Origin of the sequence: Mucilaginibacter aurantiaciroseus, from assembly GCF_024055595.1 — a bacterium.
GTDB classification, from domain to species: Bacteria; Bacteroidota; Bacteroidia; order Sphingobacteriales; family Sphingobacteriaceae; genus Mucilaginibacter; species Mucilaginibacter aurantiaciroseus.
The window spans coordinates 38504-57652 of the sequence record NZ_JAMXOF010000005.1; the positions used below are offsets into that span (position 1 = coordinate 38504).

General features: G+C 44.4%; 11 protein-coding genes. 2 read left to right on the forward strand and 9 right to left on the reverse strand.

Annotated elements, in window-relative coordinates; genetic code table 11:
• Nucleotides 1-42: 42 nt before the first annotated feature.
• Nucleotides 43-1527 (reverse strand): MiaB/RimO family radical SAM methylthiotransferase, encoded by a 1485-nt coding sequence (locus tag NAF17_RS17565; protein ID WP_252759332.1) that lies wholly within the window; start codon nt 1525-1527, stop codon nt 43-45.
• A 144-nt stretch (nt 1528-1671) separates the two neighbouring features.
• Between NAF17_RS17565 and NAF17_RS17570 the strand changes: the two genes are divergently transcribed.
• A complete protein-coding gene (locus NAF17_RS17570) occupies nt 1672-3468 on the forward strand; it encodes a hypothetical protein (RefSeq protein WP_252759333.1) in 1797 nt (598 codons plus the stop codon).
• A gap of 12 nt (nt 3469-3480) precedes the next feature.
• Here the strand turns inward: NAF17_RS17570 and sov are convergent, their stop codons facing one another.
• The 3 genes from sov to NAF17_RS17585 are packed head-to-tail and all read right to left on the reverse strand — an operon-like array spanning nt 3481 to nt 13611.
• The gene (gene sov / locus NAF17_RS17575; protein WP_252759334.1) at nt 3481-10698 is read right to left on the reverse strand and encodes a T9SS outer membrane translocon Sov/SprA; all 7218 of its coding nucleotides are present in this window, start codon (nt 10696-10698) and stop codon (nt 3481-3483) included.
• A gap of 24 nt (nt 10699-10722) precedes the next feature.
• Nucleotides 10723-11307, reverse strand: a complete 585-nt coding sequence (gene ruvA, locus NAF17_RS17580; protein WP_252759335.1) for a Holliday junction branch migration protein RuvA — start codon at nt 11305-11307, stop codon at nt 10723-10725.
• A 6-nt stretch (nt 11308-11313) separates the two neighbouring features.
• Nucleotides 11314-13611, reverse strand: coding sequence for an NADP-dependent malic enzyme (locus tag NAF17_RS17585; RefSeq protein ID WP_252759336.1), 2298 nt, complete (start codon nt 13609-13611; stop codon nt 11314-11316).
• Between the two features lie 114 nt (nt 13612-13725).
• Here NAF17_RS17585 and NAF17_RS17590 point away from each other — a divergent pair, with 114 nt between their 5' ends.
• A complete protein-coding gene (locus tag NAF17_RS17590; RefSeq protein ID WP_252759337.1) occupies nt 13726-14244 on the forward strand; it encodes an SMI1/KNR4 family protein in 519 nt (172 codons plus the stop codon).
• A 5-nt stretch (nt 14245-14249) separates the two neighbouring features.
• On the opposite strand, the gene NAF17_RS17595 is transcribed toward NAF17_RS17590, so the two are convergent.
• From NAF17_RS17595 to NAF17_RS17615, 5 genes are all read right to left on the reverse strand, one after another.
• The gene (locus tag NAF17_RS17595) at nt 14250-15467 is read right to left on the reverse strand and encodes a lytic transglycosylase domain-containing protein (RefSeq protein WP_252759338.1); all 1218 of its coding nucleotides are present in this window, start codon (nt 15465-15467) and stop codon (nt 14250-14252) included.
• Nucleotides 15468-15528: 61 nt separating this feature from the next.
• On the reverse strand, nt 15529-16953 hold the full coding sequence (gene gatA / locus NAF17_RS17600; RefSeq protein ID WP_252759339.1) for an Asp-tRNA(Asn)/Glu-tRNA(Gln) amidotransferase subunit GatA: 1425 nt from the start codon (nt 16951-16953) through the stop codon (nt 15529-15531).
• 104 nt (nt 16954-17057) lie between these two features.
• The gene (gene tatA / locus NAF17_RS17605; RefSeq protein ID WP_252759340.1) at nt 17058-17246 is read right to left on the reverse strand and encodes a twin-arginine translocase TatA/TatE family subunit; all 189 of its coding nucleotides are present in this window, start codon (nt 17244-17246) and stop codon (nt 17058-17060) included.
• Between the two features lie 38 nt (nt 17247-17284).
• The gene (locus NAF17_RS17610) at nt 17285-17803 is read right to left on the reverse strand and encodes a Sec-independent protein translocase subunit TatA/TatB (RefSeq protein WP_252759341.1); all 519 of its coding nucleotides are present in this window, start codon (nt 17801-17803) and stop codon (nt 17285-17287) included.
• A 52-nt stretch (nt 17804-17855) separates the two neighbouring features.
• The gene (locus NAF17_RS17615) at nt 17856-19148 is read right to left on the reverse strand and encodes a murein hydrolase activator EnvC family protein (protein ID WP_252759342.1); all 1293 of its coding nucleotides are present in this window, start codon (nt 19146-19148) and stop codon (nt 17856-17858) included.
• Nucleotide 19149 lies beyond the last annotated feature (1 nt).

A 19149-nucleotide genomic window follows, 5' to 3' on the forward strand; every position in this document is an offset into this window, starting at 1 on the left:
AATTTGGAAATGAGCTCATCTTCAAATTTTCAAATCATCAAATTAATCTACAATTCTTCCTATCAACGTTGCCGAAGTCGTTCTTTCCACCACCACATTAACGTACTGGCCCGGCTTGTAAGCTTCGCTTACCGGGAATATCACCATAGCGTTTTGATCGCTGCGGCCACAGTAGTCTTTGTCCGATTTTTTGGAGAAGCCTTCTATCAGCACTTTTTCTATCTTGCCAATACGTGCCTGCATCCTGTAGAAAGAATATTCCTGTTGCTTAGCTACAATTTGCGACAAACGGCGTTGTTTTACTTCTTCGGGGATATCATCCTCATAGCGTTTGGCGGCTAAAGTTCCCGGCCTTTCGCTGTATTTAAACATGTAGGCAAAATCGTATTTCACGTAATCCATCATGGTTACGCTATCGTTATGCTCTTCATTAGTTTCGGTACAAAAACCGGTAATAATGTCTGTAGATATCGCGCAATTCGGTATTATCCTGCGGATGGCATCAATACGGTTCATGTACCATTCACGGTCATAAGTACGGTTCATGATATCCAGTATACGGCTGTTACCGCTTTGTACCGGCAAGTGTATGTAGTTGCAAATGTTATCGTATTTAGCAATGGTATATAAAACTTCGTCGGTGATATCTTTAGGGTGCGATGTTGAAAAACGTACGCGCAACTCCGGACTAACCAACGCAACCATTTCTAACAGGTTAGCGAAGTTTACAGCCCCCTCTAAATCTCCCCCGGCAGGGGAGACTTTTTGATCGGCTTTGGTTTCTAAAACACTCCCTTCCGGGGAGGGTTGTTGGGTGGGGCTCCATTTGTACGAATCTACATTCTGCCCTAACAAGGTAACCTCGCGGTAGCCTTTATCAAAAAGGTCTTTACACTCGGCAACTACCGAATATGCGTCGCGACTGCGTTCGCGCCCACGGGTAAACGGCACCACGCAAAACGAGCACATATTGTCGCACCCCCGCATAATGGATACAAAGGCGTTTATGCCATTGCTATTTAAGCGTACCGGGCTGATGTCAGCATAGGTTTCTTCGCGACTAAGTAATACGTTTACTGCTTTTTGGCCGCTATCAACCTGTTCTATAAGGTTTGGCAAGTCGCGGTAAGCATCGGGGCCTACTACAACATCAACCAGTTTTTCTTCTTCTAAAAATTTGGCTTTTAAGCGTTCAGCCATACAGCCTAAAACGCCAATCACCATACCGGGGTTCCTGAATTTTGCACCTGCAAATTCTTTCAGACGGTTACGTACGCGCACTTCCGCATTCTCTCGTATCGAGCAGGTGTTGATGAAGATCACATCCGCATTGTTAAAATCTGATGTGGTTTCAAAGCCTTTTTCGGCTAATATCGAAGCTACTATCTCACTGTCAGAAAAATTCATGGCGCAGCCATAGCTTTCTATATAAAGCTTACGGCCATTGTGTTTACCAACAGGTTCTAATACAAAAGCCTCGCCCTGCCTGCTCTCATCATGCACTTTATCCGGTATAAGCAAATCCATTGTCATTGTAAAATTGAACCGCAAAAATACAATTTTTTTATATAATGAAGTGACAGTTTGTCAGCATTTAACAATTTTCAGTTTTTATTGTTATAGTACCACGCAAGCAGCCATAGAGTCGCTGAAGTTTAACGAACCGAAACCATGGCTAATAATATTCTCAAACAACGCTGGCTAAAAACACTACTGATAGTAGTTGGAGCACTGGTTATAATTATGCTTGTTGCAGCCCTTTGTATTAATAGCATCCTGGCACCTAAACTATCCGCCAAGTTAAAAGAGACTATTTTAAAAGGCACCGATAGCCTTTACACGATCAATTACAGCGACCTTGACCTGAACATACTGCAAGGCAAAGCCGTGTTATACGATATCACGTTTAAAGCCGACCCCACTGTTTATCAGCAAATGAGAAAGCGCGGCGCAGCACCCGGTAAACTTTACGAACTGCATGTTAAACGCCTCGTAATATCCGGCGCACACGCGTTTGAACTTTACTTTAAAAAGAAACTCAACATTAGCCGCATCACACTAAATTCTCCGGAAATCGCCATCGATAAATATTCGGATAAGGACACTGATACGGCCAGGAAAGATAAACCTACATTATATAAAAAAATATCAAAAAGCCTTAAGCTGGTGCATGTAGACGAGATCTTACTGACTGATATTAATTACAAGCAGCGCAATCACACCGCGCCAAAAGTAGCTATGTCAGAGGTTAAGGAGATGGATGTAAAAGCTACCGATCTGCTGATAGATTCGGCTACGCAAACAGATACCTCGCGGTTTTTATATTGTAAGGATGTTACTACACAACTAAAAAACTACAGCAGCAAATCAGTTGATGGCTTGTATACTTTTAAAGTGAGGGCAGTTAAACTCTCCACCCAAACTAAAAAACTTACCGTTCGCGGGTTGAATTTGCAGCCCATTGATCACACGATATTTTTCAAGCGAAGCAAACGCGACCGTTTTACCCTGAGGATAGATTCCATTCAGTTAAATAATTTCGATTACATCACATATCAAAAAGATCAATCGCTGGATGTAAAGCGCCTGGTATTAAACAACGGTTATTTTGAAGTTTACAGCAATTACAACGGCCAACTGCAAACCACCGACAGGCTGGTAACCTTTCCCCACTGGGCTATACGCCACGCCATCAAAGCTAAACTGAATATAGACACGCTCGACCTGAAACATTTTACCTTTACTTATACGCAACGAAACGAGGGGCCAATGAAAACAGGCTCGGTTGTGTTTAACAATATTTCTGCTCGTTTACGCAACCTTACCAACAAAAAAGATTTATTGGCAAAAAACAATATTGCTACGGCTAACCTTACCAGCTATTTCATGGGCAAAGGTAAGCTGGATCTATCCTTTACATTTAATCTTAACGATGCCGGTTACAAATATAGTTACAAAGGGCACCTGGAGCCAATGGACATTGCTGCCGCCAACCCCGCAACTATGCCACTATCTATGCTTAAAATAACATCCGGCAGGGTAAAAAGCCTCGACTTTAATTTCAACAACACACAAAAAATATCTACGGGCACGGTTACATTTTTATATAACGATTTAAATGTTGATGTATTGAGGAAGGACGATGAGAAAGGCTACAGCAAAAAAACCATCTTATCTACGCTTACCAATGCCTTCATCATTAAACACGATAACCCGGATGATGGCAAAACCGCGCCGCGTACGGCTAAAGTTATTTTCATTCGCCCTGCTAATTTCCCATTCTTTAAAACGGTGTGGCTTTCCATATTGAATGGCATTAAAGCCGGCGCCGGCGTGGGAAATGCAAAAGAAAAAGACAAGAAAGAAGATGCTGATAAGCTAAAGAAGGAAAAAGAAAAACGGTTGAAGGAAGCGAAAGAAAAGAAAGAGAATGAGGAGAAGAAGTTTAAGGAGAAGAAAAAATCTTAATCTACACCTGCGCTACTGCAGCAGCAACTTCAAATTAATACCAAAATTAGTGAACGAGGTATTGAACGACTGCGAGGTATATGGCTTGGTGATATTGCTATCGTAAAACAAATTTAAGTTAAAACGCTGATTAATCACGTAATCAATAGAAGGGCGCATCGTGATATTCTTAGCCCCCGATGATACTTCAGCAGCGGCTATATCTGCACGATAGATCAATGTTTTGTTATCGCGTACGGCAACATCAAGCTTAAAGTTAATGTCGTTATTATCCTTGTTGCCTGTGCCGAATAAGCCCCATGGCATCCTGAAGTTTTTAGGGCGATAGCCGAAACCAAATACCAAAATATTTTCGTCCTGCTGGGCTAGCTGGCTGTTTAGTAAACTTAGGTTTAACGAGCGGGTTTTACGGTACTCGAAGTTGGCCGTCATGCTGTTTTTGAAACGTACGTCGGCACCTAACAACGGCACAAACTGCTCAAATATGGCCACCTGCGAGAACTGGTAGAACGGCAGGAAATCGTTATTAAAATCTCTCGAAGCTACTGCGCCGTTGGCCTCCTGGTATTGCAGCAGGGTGGTAAAACTACTCACATTATATGATGAACGGTAACCATGCTTCAAGTCGAACGAGTCGAACAGGTCTGCAAAGAACGGCATCTTGCCCAACCCTGCGTACGAGATCTGCCAGTTAGGGATAGGGATCTTAGGAAACTGACTAGTGGCCGACTTGCTTGCATCTTTGCCAGAGTAAGCGGCCAAAAATGCAGGTACCAATACGTTTTGCGCATTAGGCCCGTAACCATCGGCATAACCATTAGCGGCTACGCCCGAGTTTAAATTAGTAAGGCCAAGCCTTTGCGAAACAATAGTACGGTTATCTAAAAACTTTTGATAAGTAGGCGACCTGCTGGTAACACCGCCAGATTTTGCAAATGCTGTACCTAATGAAAAGAAAGAGATGCTGTAGGTACCCGTTGTTACCGGGCTCAGATTTTCGATACTATTGGTTGATGCCAGGTATTTAAAGTTGGTTTGGTAATTTTTATCTTGTGTTTTAAAGGCGATCAGCTCGATACGCAGGTCTGATACCGGCTCAATAATGCTTCGCAGGCGGATGTCCTCGTTAAACGATTTTACATAAAGCTGGTTCTGTAAGGTATCCGTGGTTATCCATCCGTTGACTATGGCGCGCTGGCGGATATCGGCCTGGCTACCTAACAGGAAGCCTATACCCGGCGCGTCATACTTCAGATCTTGCCCAAAAAGATTCGATTTAGGCAAATATCCCGGCAGGAATGTACCTTCTGTACGGGTATAGGTACCGCTGATGTTTTTGATGCCCGTTAGTATCCCCAGGAAGAATTTTGCCGCGCCCGTTTTCTCATCCTTACCCTTACGCAACCCCTTAAATTTATTATAAAAGTTGGAAAAATTAAGGTTTGGATTCAACTGTATAGTCCGCGCGTTTTGGATGCTGTTACCAACATCATACGTTGGGTTATTTATAGCAAACTCCGGCTGGCTTTGCCAGTTAAAGTTGGTGCTGTAACGCACGGTTAGGGCTGTCCAGTCGAGGCCCGGCAGCTTGTTTATTGGTGCTGACCAGTTTAAATTGATGGTGTGGTTATAGTTGGTGGTACGGCCCAGCTTCCAAAGGTTTTCCCAAAGGGTATCGCGTTTTAAACCATTGATACGGCCAGCCGGTTCATCCACAACAGATAGGTTTGTCGCATCTATATCCAGCGTTAGGGCTTTCGACAAATTCCATCCTATACCGTAAACCCGGGTAATGTTAAAGTTTTTATTGAAAGCTGTTGGGATAGCGATAAAATTGTTCGGGTCATTATTACGCAGGGTATTCTCCGAGTAAAAACGATCAAAGTTGATGCTAAAATTCAACCTCGATGGCAGGATGCTAAAGTTAAAATCGCGCGCCAGGGCAAGCAGGTTGCTTTTGATGATTTTGGCAAACGGCGTATAATATTTAGGGTCTTTATTATAATTATAATTCAGCGCTACGCGATAAGTTTTAGCAAAGTCATTCTCCACGTTAAAATCATGGTGCTGGTATTCGGTATAGGCGTAGGTAGCTGCAAAGTTCTCAACATCCCATACATGCACAGGGGCGGTAGTGTTTGTACGTTCTTTATGTACGTTGGTAAAGTTGAAACTTTTGCGCGTGGTAAAATCTTGCGTAACATTCTTTATCGAATCGCGTGCCTGGTTATTTGGTGCCGCTGCAAGCGATTTTTTCAGCTCCACATCAGGCGAACCAGGGTCATATTGCGGGGTGCTTACCTGGGTAGAGATGTTTACATATGCCGGGATCCGGATCCCGCTTTTTTCCGGGAAAAATTTGCCCAGCTCTATACTTGCCGATGCATCTACAGCTTGGTTATCGCTTCGGCTACGGTCGCTCACCCTTGAATCCAGCGTACCGAACCCCACGGTGCTTTTACTGCCCGATACGGTGATATTCGCAAAGTCTGCCAGTGCGGCATCTACCCTCGCGGTAGCAGCCCAGCCACCACGCTGGTCAAATTCTGTTAAACGCAATTCATCAAACCAAACAGTACCTGTTTTATTCAATCCATCATCTCCGGCAAGTCCCCTGGGTTTGTATGGGTTGCGTACACCCAGCATAATGGTGCGCAGTCGGCTCAGGTCGGGCTGGCCTTTTATGGTTACCTTATTGGTGCCATCAGTATATACGAACGGGATGGTGAACGGCCACGGCTGCCCGTTTAACTTGGCATTGTTACGGGCGAGTTTAGCATCTATCAAAATGGATAATTGCAGATCCAGTTCGTTTACTGCCGGCCATATGGCTCCAGGGTCGCGGGTGCCGGGCTGGGTAACAGCCAAAGGCACTTCGTATTCGTAATAGTTATCCTGGTAATCGACACCCAAACGTACAAACCCGTTAAGGTCTTTATCCCTTAACTGGTCACCTTCTGCGTGGATAAACATTTGGATGCGTTTGTAAGACCGTAGATCGTTAAAGAAAGTACGGAACGCTGCCCTCGAATAACCATCGCGCAGGTTGGTCACATTTAAGGATAACGATTGCTCGTTTAGCTTGGTATCGGTTTGTAGGTTATTATAGTTACGCTGGCGGTTAATGCCCGGCGGTACTACGTAAGGTATTGGTGTGCGGTTACCATTCTCCTCGATGTTTACGGCTTGCACATTTAAAGTTGAGCCATCAATAACCGGGCTTACAATGGCAGGGTCGGCAATAACGTTTTGCGGGTTGTTTTCAGCATTAAAGGTACGCCACTCGCCCCTTACCAGTTGCAGGGTAGCAAAACGCAGGATAGAGGTATCGGCAAAATTGGTCATGAACATCCGCATAAAACGGATAGCCTTAAAATCCTGGATGTTACCAACCTTGCTTTGGTACTCGTTTATAGGCACCCTAAACTGGTACCAGGTAACGGCCTGCGTAGTACCGTTTGGTAGCTTTACGTTAGATGTAATTTTATCGTTGATGAAATTTTGGCCAATAACCATATCCTGCGGACGGATAGAAACGCGGTACTGGAAGTACTCATCCGTTTGGCTCATGTTGTTATCTCGGTTAATGTCCTCCCCATCCGGTAAAGAGGTTGACGCCGACGTTTGGATGCCCAGTTCCGCTTGCGATTGCTCCGCTGTTTTAGAGTTACCATCTGTACCATTGTAACGGCTGTAACGTTCCAGGATGCCGGCATTTCTTTGGTCGAGCGCACCACCCTGGTAGTATTGGTAATCATCTGTTGATGGATCGGCAGTCAGCGCAGCTGTAGCCAGGGGGCTTAATACACCCTGCGCCTGCTGTAGTATCGGCGCGAATTTTGTTTTCTCATCATTATCGTTCAATCCATCCAAACCCACATCCTGCAAACGGCGCGAATCCGGATTGTTATCAAAAGCATTGATAACCGGCTGTAGTTTTGATACCTTACCCCAAACAGTTTCATCAACATTCCCGGCGTTGGCAGCATCAACAGGCAGGCTGTTCTCTAAACTTTTGCGGCCATCTTTTAAAATATCTTCTGATACGCTACCCAGGTTCAAATAAAGATCACCACCTGCCGAGTTTGGTTTGTAGATGAACGGATCCATCATCCAAAACTCAATGTAACCTACGTTAAGCGATTCAAAGTCGTTAGTTTCCAATTTACGGAACATACCGCCCCATCTTGCTTTGGGATTTTGTAAAGTACCGTCGGTGTTTATGCCAGTAGTTGTGTAGTTATACGGACCACGAACAGTTGGATAAAACACCATGTTTAAGGTTGAAAGGCTCAAAGGTTGGCTGGTTGTAGATTGCTTGTAAGGGAAAACTTCCTGCTCAATAACCTGTCTAACATAATGGTTTGATAATTCGCTGCGCGATACCGGGATGGTATTGGAACTGGTATAAAATATCGGGTCGATGTTAAAGTAGGACAGCCGCGCGCGGTTAAAGCCGTAGCTCAGATCGTTAAAGGCATCGCTTTCGGCAAACATCTGCGGCGTGCCCGAAATTTGCCAGTTAAAAGCGCTTTTTATATCGATAACCGAACGGCTATTCTCAAAATCGTCCAGGTATGATGTGCCGTTCTTAGACCCTGCGAAATTTAACGCACCCGGGCTGCCCGGCATCAGTTTGGCAAACTCACCGCTAAAATTAATGGTTGATGGCGCCTTGGTGTTGATGAACGGGATCTTATCTACCAAGCGGGTTAAAAAGCGCGATTGGGTGCTGTAATTTGCATCAAGCCCCCAGATGGTGTTGGAGATAGATTCCTCGCCAACAATTTCGTTTTGGGTGATGGGTTGCTCAGTTAGGTGCATAATGGTACCACCCAGCAATAATTTATCGCTTACGTGGTAATCCAACCGCGAGCCAAATAAGGACTTTTGCTGTACACCAAAAAGCTCGTTATTCTCTAACTTAACGTTAATGGTTTGTCCGGATGAAAGCAAGGCTTGGTTTAAGATCCTGATCCGGCCCGCGCTGTAATCAATAGTATAATCTGAACCTTCCTGTAATTTAACCGACCCTGCAGTAACTACTACCGAACCCTGTGGCACATTCACGGCGTTCAATTGATACTCCGATCCGCTTTGCGAAGTGTATGTACCCTTTATTAAATACCTGTTCAGTTTTGGGAAAAATTGCTGCGCGATGATCTTGGTAGAATCATACAAGGGCTGGTAAACATAACGGGCAACCAGGTCTGGTTCACTGGCGGTGAACTGTTTGGCAAGGTCGCTGCCAAAGGGCTCCAACACCGGGAACATGATGCGCCCCTGCTGCGAATCGATGGTTAAACCTTCTAAAAAGTCGAAATAACCATCGGGGCGTTTATCATTTTGCTGATCCAGGTTATCTACCCCCGTTATTTGCATCCACCGTTTACTTTTGGTGTTTGCGCCATCGTCCATAATGGTTTTCTCAATGCCCGATTTATCATCCAAACGAGAAATGTTCAGTTTAAAGTTGGTAGGACTTATCTGGTACGCGCCAAGTGAGTAGATGTTCTTCATCATCAGGCCCCAGGTTGGCAGGTTGGTTTTAAGCAATTCGTTCTTTAACAATTTAGTGTACAAAACCGTAGGCGTATTTGGGTCAACAGCCCTGTCGCTGCTAAACTCACCCACCTGGTACTGTACCCCGTTAACTGAATATTGGTAGGCCACGGCCAAAACCTCATCGTTATTTAAAGGGTAATTTAAGGAGATATAACCTAACTGCGGGTGAAGGGTAAATTCTTTATCCGTTAGTTTACGGGCATAAGTAAGTTTCGCGTAGTTGTCTGTAGCGCCCGTAGTCCTGAAATATGCCGCCGCGTCGTTAGAGTTGGTAGTACGCGTGCCCGGGGGCAAATTGTTTAATAACGAGTTTGACTGTTGTGTAAAGCCAGGGCCTTTGAAGCCTGCGGGCAGGCCGCTAAAGCCCGCGCCGCCCTGTATTAAGGTTTTATTGTATGGCTTGTTCTCACCAAGGTCAATAAAGGCCAGTATATCGCGAGAATCAGTAGTTACGTTGGTACGGTTAGTTGTCCAAACCTCAATTTTAGTGATGTTTACATTAGAGCTAATGATGGGGATATTCGCCAGCGTTTTGTTGTAGGTATTGCGGAAATATTGTGATAGGAAAAAGTGTTTATTGCCCTCGTAATCGGCAGCGGTAATGTTTATATTTTGCTGTTGCGAGCCATTGGTAATAGTGATATTTTTTGATTGCGAGCGCTGTTGCGAGAAAATGCTCGTTACGTCCAGCTTGCCAAATTTCAACTTGGTTTTAACACCAAATAACGCCTGGCTGCCCGATATGAGCGTAGTGTTTAAAGGCATGCTTACGGTACCAGCCTCAATTTTCTGGATGATCTCGTCCGGGTGGCCGGTATAATCCAGTTTTATCTGGTTCTCAAATTGGAATTGTGCCTCGGTATTATAGTTGGTAGTGATCTTTAACTTATCACCTATCTCTCCGGTAACATTCAGCTGGATGCGCTGATCGAAATTAAAGTTGAACTGGTTACGCTGGCGGGTGTTGAACAGCGGGTTCTCGTTCTTGTTGATCTGCCCGGCCAATATTACCTCTGCCGATCCCTGCGGGCGGATATTGATGTTTGAGCTACCGAAGATCTGCTCAAAGGTTTTGCTCCTGATTTTCATCTGCGGGATAAAGCCCGGCTTTTCAGATTCGATATTGTAATTGTCTGACAGCTGCTTAAAGTATTCGCGCTTTACACCGCGCTGTTGCAGCAGTAGGTATTCGCCAAAGGTTAAATACTGCGGTGCACGGTACAGCAGGTTGCCTACTCGTTCGTATAAAATATACTTGTTGGTTGCAGCATCGTATTCAACGGTACGTACAAGCCCCGGGGGATTGGTAAAAAATATGCCGTTACGTTCCCTTTTACTATGTGGTTCCGACAAACTTATTGGGCCCAGCTGGATGCTGGTATCAACTTTTAAAGTAGAGGTTGTAGTAGTAGCTTTGGGTACCTGCTGACCTTGGCCCGGTTGGCGTTGTTGCGGCCCTGTAGTTTGCTGCTGTTGGCCCGGAAGTTGCTGTTGCTGTTGTTGACCGGGAAGCCCTTGCCCCGAAATTTGAGTGCCCGGCTGCCCCCGCGTTGGCTGGGGTATTGTAGGCGTGTTTACCGGCGTTTGTGCATATGATTTACCCACTCCGCTTAAAGCAAATACAAAGAGTATCACTACAAAAAGCTTAGTAAAAAATTTTATCAAGTGGTATAAATTATTGCAAAGTAATTATAAGCTTTTTAGTGCAGCTTTAATCAATTGTTCTACAGTTAAGACACCTGTATTTTTGCTTATTTCCTGGTCTAAAACTTTCTCTGCAACGTTACGAGCAAATCCAAGCATCACAAGGGCAGAAAGAGCTTCATCTTTTGCCGTTTTTACACCCGGCATTACCGTTAATGTATCTGGCCCTTCTTTTTTAAGTTTGTCCTGCAACTCTAAAATCACGCGCTGGGCCGATTTTGGGCCGATACCTTTTATGCGCTGGATAGCCGCTACATTACCCTGCACAATAGCCGCCTGGATCTCGGCCGGGGTAATTGATGAGAGCATCATTCGCCCCGTGTTTGGCCCGATGCCGGATATAGAGATCAGGTGCGTAAACAGCCTGCGCTCGCCCTCGGTAGCAAAACCATAAAGGGTGTGCGCATCCTCTTTTACGTGCATCCAGATGTATAATTTACAGCGCTCACCCTCGGGCAGCTGGCCGTAAGTATTTAACGATATATTAATATGGTAGCCAACGCCGCCTGCATCAATCACCACGTGCGCACCACCCCTAAAAACTAATTTACCATCAATATAATCGTACATCTTTTGTTATTTTTTTGCTTTTGATGGTTTTGCTTCTGCACATTTTACCTGGGCATCTATTACGGCAATGGTAACCATGTTCACTATTTCGCGAACCGAGCTACCCAACTGCAGCACATGCACCGGTTTTTTCATGCCCAACAGGATAGGACCAACAGCTTCCGCGCCGCCAATTTCCTGCAATAATTTATAGGCGATATTACCCGATGCCAATCCCGGGAAGATCAATGTATTGGCAGGCTTACCGTTTAGTACAGAAAACTCAAAGTTATCCGCAAGTAGTTCGGAGTTTAGCGCAAAGTTGGCCTGCATTTCACCATCTACTACTATCTCGGGATATTTCTCGTGAAGGATGCGCACGGTTTCCCTGGTTTTTTCGGGAATCTCGCCCTCGTTTGAGCCAAAGTTGGAGTAGGATAACACCGCTATGCGTGGCTTAATGTTTAGCTGTTTGATAGACCTGTCCATCAACACGGTAATATCAACCAATTCCTGCGCGGTTGGGTTAATGTTTACCGTAGTGTCACCAAAGAAAACAGGGCCTTTTTCGGTGATCATCAAATACATGCCCGCAACGCGGTTTACGCTTGCTTCGGTACCGATAATTTGCAGGGCCGGTTTAATGGTGGTTGCGTAGTCTTTTGTTAAGCCGGAGATCAATGCATCCGCCTCGCCAAAATGTACCATACAGGCACCAAAGTAGTTACGATCTACCATCAGCTTTTTGGCCTCGATCATGGTGACGCCTTTACGCTGTCGTTTTTTGAATAAAAATTCAGCGAATTCCTGCGAACGCCCGGTTTCTACTTTTGGGTCGATGATCTGTACATCGTCGAGGTCAAGCTCGTTCTCGCGCATGATCTCGCGGATACGCTCGGCATTCCCCAAAAGTATCGGGGTGGCAATGCCTTCGTCTTTAACGATTTGGGCGGCGCGTAATATTTTGTAAGTATCGGCCTCGGCAAATACCACACGTTTTGGCGCTTGTTTAGCCTTATTGGTCAGGTCGCGCAGCAACTTGTTGTTAGTACCAAGGCGAGATAGTAGTTCTTCGTTGTAAGCATCCCAGTCGGTAATGGTTTTACGCGCCACGCCAGACTCGATAGCGGCCCTGGCAACCGCCGAAGACACCTCGGTGATCAAACGCTGGTCCATTGGTTTGGGGATGATGTAATCGCGGCCAAACTTAAGGTTGGTAATGTTATATGCTAAATTAACAGCCTCGGGAACGGGCTTTTTAGCCATTTCGGCTATGGCCTTTACCGCGGCTATCTTCATTTCTTCGTTAATGGCAGTTGCCCTAACATCCAACGCACCGCGGAAGATGTACGGGAACCCCAATACGTTGTTCACCTGGTTAGGAAAATCTGACCGCCCGGTTGCCATAATGATATCCTTACGGGCGGCAATTGCCAGGTCGAAATTTATCTCAGGCTCGGGGTTAGCCATCGCGAAAACGATTGGGTTTTTGGCCATGCTCACCAACATTGCAGGGGTAACCACATTGCCTGCCGAAAGACCAACAAATACATCGGCATTTTTCATGGCATCGGCAAGGGTGGTGATATCCTTACGGTTTGTGGCGAACTGAAGGCGCATTTCGTCCAGATCGGTACGTTCCGGGGTTAGCAAACCGTTGATGTCAAACATCACCAGATTCTCTTTTTTAACCCCAAGCGAAAGGTACATTTTGGTACATGATACCGCTGCCGCGCCGGCACCATTCACTACTAATTTTATTTTATCAAGCTTTTTACCCTGTATCTCGCAGGCATTCATCAAGGCTGCCCCAGATATGATGGCGGTACCATGCTGGTCATCATGCATCACCGGGATCTTCATTTCGGCCTTTAACCTGCGCTCTATTTCAAAACAGGTCGGGGCCGAGATATCTTCCAGGTTGATGCCACCAAAGGTTGGCTCTAACGCCTTTACTATATTTACAAATTCATCAACAGTTTTAGCGTTGATCTCCAGATCGAACACATCAATATCTGCATAAATTTTGAACAAGAGGCCCTTACCCTCCATTACCGGCTTACTGGCTTCGGGGCCAATATTACCCAGGCCAAGTACGGCGGTACCATTACTAATAACGGCTACCAGGTTACCTTTTGCGGTATATTTATATACATCCTCCACATTATCGGCTATGCGCAGGCATGGCTCTGCAACACCGGGGGAGTATGCTAATGTTAAGTCGCGTTGAGAGTTGGTAGGTTTTGTGGGCACTACCTGTATTTTACCGGGACGGCCTTTTGAGTGGTAGTTTAAGGCGTCCTGTTTACGATTTGGTTTATTCATGATCTCAAAAATTCAAGCGCCCAAAATTACGATTACTTTTTTTGAACTGGCTAATAAAAAACCTTTAAATTCAACAACATACAGAACATAAACTTGTCATCAAATAAATTTTAAATGAAAGAGGTACTTAAGAAAATATCAATCTCAGCCATCAAATTAAGTAAAGATACTTTTACAAGCGATCAAGTTAAAACTGCATGGTTGGGTACAAATGCTGTCTCAACAACGGATGTTAACGATGCGGAAATACGTTTAGGGGTTAAATTGCCCGAAGATTATAAAGAATTTCTTTTAACAACGAATGGCTTTTTTACGCCAACTGATACCACGGAGTCAACATTTGAAACCATTGACAAAATCGACTATTTAAAAAATGTTGACGAATACCTGATTGAGATATGGAGCCAGGATGAATTGGCAGAGGTTGGGCGCGAACTAAGTAGAAGCATACTTATTGCAGGATTGAATGACGAACAATATTTCCTGTTGGTTCCACCAAATGCAGACAATTTAAATTGGAAGTATTTAAAGTTTGCTAATGGGATACCAGGAATACATTCTTACAATGACTTGGAAAGTTATTTCACTTCTGTTTTAGATCTTTTAAAACAACTAAGTAACGATTCTCAATAAAAAATTTATCTCCTGCCTATATTAACGGGCAATCCCGGTAAAAGCGGCAGAGTTGTATTAGTGCCTAACGTTTTATTCCATTGCAGCAGATCGCCAATTTTAACGTTGTATTTAGCTGCTATGTTAGCAAGGGTATCTCCCTTTTTCGTGATGTGGATGACTGGTGCAACACCAGTTGCCGGATCAAGTGTAGAAGACGCCTGCAAAGGCGTTGGAATCGCGACATATTGGATAGGCTTTGGCGTGCGTATCGGTGCCGATAAGTCGGCAATGGCATCCCGTAAAATGGACTGCCTTTCCTGGTTCACCACCGGTATCACAATTTTGCGTGGAACTGCCGCCGTACCATTCACCAGCTGCTGGCGGTACGATGGATTAAGCGTACAAATATCTTTTAAAGTCATCCCCAATGCCTGAGCTATCCGACTTAACGACACGAATTTGTTCACCATAACGGTATCGGTTATGATAGCCAAATCGCTGGTTTGTGGTACTATATAATGATACTTGTGATATTTCATTACATAATTTATAGCGATAAATGCCGGTACATAACCACGGGTTTCGGGAGGTAACAGTTCACGGATGGACCAGTAATCGTGCGTGCCCGTTTTCTCCAGTGCATGTTCCACATTACTTTTACCACAGTTGTATGATGCGATGGCTAAAAGCCAGTCGCCAAATTGCTGGTAGGCATCTTTCAGATATTCGGCAGCGGCGATGCTGGCACGTACCGGGTCGCGTCGGTCATCAACGTAATCCGTCATGGCAAGCCCGTAAATCTTGGCCGTTTCTGACATGAACTGCCATGGGCCAGCCGCACCAACCCGTGAAATCGCGTTCGGATTAAGCGCCGATTCAACTATTGACAGGTATTTGATTTCGTCGGGGATACCGGCATCCTGAAAAGCCCTTTCGTAGATAGGGAAATAGTATTTAGAAAGGCCTATCATTCGGCCCATTTCATCTTTACGACGCACATAATTATCTATGTAAGCCTGCACATAGCCGTTATAATCTAAAGACACTTCCTTTTGAATGGTATCCAACCGGCGTTTAATAATATTGTTTTGGTAGATATACACCGGAGCTTGTATCACCGTGAGCAACACATTTGTGTCCTGCTGAACCATTTCTGCCTCTATGGCAAACTCGGTTTTGATATTTGCTTTAACTACTTGTAGGAATAATGCACAAATAATAAAAGTAAACAGTCTCTTCATATTTTAGGGTCCGCCATCCGCCGCGATGGGCTTTACAGTTATTTACTAATGTATTAAATATCTATAGTTGTAAGAAATATTCCGAGAAATTTAACAGTTGCTGTTCGCCAAAACTCTTGGTTAATAATTGTAATCCTAACGGCAAACCTTTACTATTATTGCCTGCCGGAAGCGATATTGCGGGCATCCCCGAAAGCGATGCTTGAACCGTAAAAATATCATGCAGGTAAGTTACCACGGGGTCTTTTTCATTTACGCCAATGGCAAACGCAGGTTCGGGCGCGGTTGGGGTTAGTATAAAATCGAACTCTTTTAAGATCTCATTGGTTTTATCCTGTATCAGTCGGCGAACCTTTTGGGCTTTGGCGTAGTAGGCATCGTAATAACCAGCACTCAGCACAAACGTACCCAGCATAATACGGCGCTTAACCTCTTTACCAAACCCTTCGGAACGACTTAACTTGTAGGTCGATTCCAAATCGGTGGCATTAGGGCTACGGTAGCCATAATGTACACCATCATACCGGGCAAGGTTTGATGAAGCCTCGGCCATGGCTAAAATATAGTAGGTTGGCACCAGGTAATCCAGATGCTCAAACGAGATGGGCTTTACGGTATGCCCGTCAGCGCGTAGTTTTTCGATATACGTAGTAAGTGTGGCTTTTACCTCGGCATCCACACCGGGGCTTGATAAGGCCTCCTGCATGTAGGCAATCTTCTTTTTACCTGTTTCCTTTTTCAGGTTCTTAGCCTCGGGTACGGGTTGATGCGATACCGTACCATCAAAGTCATCGGCACCTGCTAAAACCTCTAACAGCAGCGCAGCATCTGATACTGATTTGGTAATTGGGCCAACTTGGTCTAAAGATGAAGCATAGCTAATGATACCATGGCGCGAGATACGCCCATAAGTCGGCTTTAAGCCAATAACTCCACAAAAGGCGGCAGGTTGCCTAACCGAGCCGCCGGTATCTGTACCGATAGCCGCATGGCACATACCCGCCTGTACAGCAACGGCCGAGCCACCCGATGAACCACCCGATACGCGGGTTTCATCAGCAAAGTTTTTTACCGGGCCAAAAAACGAGTTTTCGTTAGCGGCTCCCATGGCAAACTCATCACAGTTGGCGCGGCCTATTATGATGGCATCCTCTGCCAGCAAGCGCTCCACTACGGTTGATGAATATATTGACGTGAAATTTTCTAAAATTTTTGATGAGGCGGTTACTTTATGCCCCTTGTAACAAATATTATCCTTTATAGCTATAACCATACCGGCCAGTTTGCCGGCGGTACCATTACTAATTTTTGCGTCAATTTCTTTTGCAGCAGCAAGCGCTTCAGTATCAAAAACCTCATTAAAAACGTTAAGATGTACGTTTTGCTGTATTTGCTGAAGGTAGCCTTTTACCAGGCTTTCAGCTGTGATCTCCCCACTGTTCAACCCGCTCTTAATTTCTATGTAAGCGGTATAGTTTTTAGCCATGGGCCTAAAATAAAAAACTTATCCGTTGAAGCATAACAATTTCAACAGATAAGTTTTATACGTTTAAACAGCTAGGGTTAGCTGCAGCAATAAATGGCAGGAAATTAAACCTTAGGTTTATCTTCTGTTGTAGTTGTGTTTGTGTTTGCAGTGGTTTCGCCGTTCTGCGCGTCTTTAAATTCTTTAACGCCTCGGCCTAAACCTTTCATTAGTTCAGGTATTTTTTTACCTCCGAACATAATTAAAATTGCAACGATGATCAAAATGATCTCTGGTGCGCCTAATCCACCCATGATTTTTAAGTTTTATGTAATGTTAAATATTTTTGTTGTTATTTATGCTCTTCTTCAACTACCTTTTTAACCGGCTCTTCTGCTGTTTTGGTTAAATTGATAGTACTCTGTGCCGTTTCTGACGCCGGCTTTGCTTCGGCATTGTGCTCAAATGTAGCATCTTCGGCAATTTCTTTTATTATTGCACCTTCTGAATGCTCAGTGCCGGCAGGTGCACCATGGCCCCTAAACGCCGGTATTGTACCCGCTACCGGTTCGTAACCGTGCTCAGGCACTTCTTCGGTTGTTGTATGTGCTTCTTCAGTTTTAACTTCCTCAGCTGCCGCTTCAATCTCAGCAGCTTTTTCAGTTTTCTTTTCTTCGTAATTATTTATCTGATTGTTTATCTCGCGCTTTACATCTTCAGATGCGTCCTTAAAATCGCGGATGCCTTTACCAAGGCCGCGGGCTAATTCCGGCAGCTTTTTACCACCAAAAAGCAGTAATGCGGCAAAAACGATTAGTACCATTTCACCGCTACCTATATTTAGAAATAATAGAACTGAACTTAACATCATATTAATTTAAGATTACAAATATACACAATTACGTGTTGCACGAGATTAGAAATCAATTAGGAGCGAGCCATAACCTTGGGTCGACAAAGGTTGAACTTTTTGACAGTGTAAATATAGTTGTCGCGTCACCTGTCGAAGGGTCGAGCGCAACAGTACCCAGCATTTGTTTTGTACTTACTTTTTGCCCTTTAGAAACGTTTACCGTTCTTAAATTTTGATAAGCGGTAAAATACTCGCCATGTTTAATAATAACAAGGTAAGTACCACTAATATCCATAATTGTTTTTACCTCGCCTTCAAATACAGCTCTTACAGGTGCGCCGGTGTTAGTCCTTATCTCGTAACCGTTACTTTCGTTACGGATACCGTCGTCATTATAAGTACCAAAACCATGTACCAACTGCCCTGTAGCAACCGGCCACGGCAGGCGGCCTTTGTTTCCTAAAAAGTCGTTACTCAGTTTAGCTGCCTCCGGCGTCGAGTTCAGCACCTCGCTGTTTGTCGACGTTTTTGTTATCGCTTTTTTGGTTGGGGCAACTACCTCGCGGTTTTCTGCCTTGGCTTTCGCCGCGGCTATCCTTGCTGCTTCCCTCGCTTCTGCTTCGGCCTTGCGCCTTGCCTCTTCTATTTCTCTTCTAATGGTATTAACAATTTCTTGCCTGTTACGTGCCAACCTTTTTTGCACATCGCGCTGCTGCGTTTTCAACTCGCCCTGGTGCTTGCTAAGGTCGGTAATTACTTTTACCTGGTTGTTTTTGGCTTTACCTAACTCTTTTTTTTCTTTCTCCTGGCTTTGCAGCAGGTTATTTTTCTCTTTCTTATCCTTATCAAGTTCTACAATTTTCACATGCAGGTCCTTTTGAGTGCCTTGTATATAACCAGCCTGTCGCTCACGATAAGTGCCAAACTGCTGTAAATACTTTAAACGCCTGTAAGCCTGGTTAAAGTCTTTTGCTGCAAAAATAAACATCAGCTTATTATAGGCGCTTTGGTTACGATATGCAAACAATACCATGCCGGCGTATTCTTTCTTAAGCTGGTCTAACTGGTTTTGTAAACTATGTACGGTGTTATTGCTCTCAGAGATTTGATTATCTAAATTTCTTACTTCGGAGTTGATGTTGGTTATCTTCTCTTCGCGCAGGTTTATTTGCGCTTTAAGAATGTTAAGCTGTTTTAAAGATACTTTTTTATTATTCTTGGTTTCGTCAAATTCACGATTTAACTGATCCAGTTCATCGGTCAATTTATCGCGCCTGCGTTTTAGCTCGGCACTGCTTTGTGCAAATACGCCCGAGGCTGCAAGCATCAAAACAAAAAATAATGCGGCTCTAAAAAATTTCATC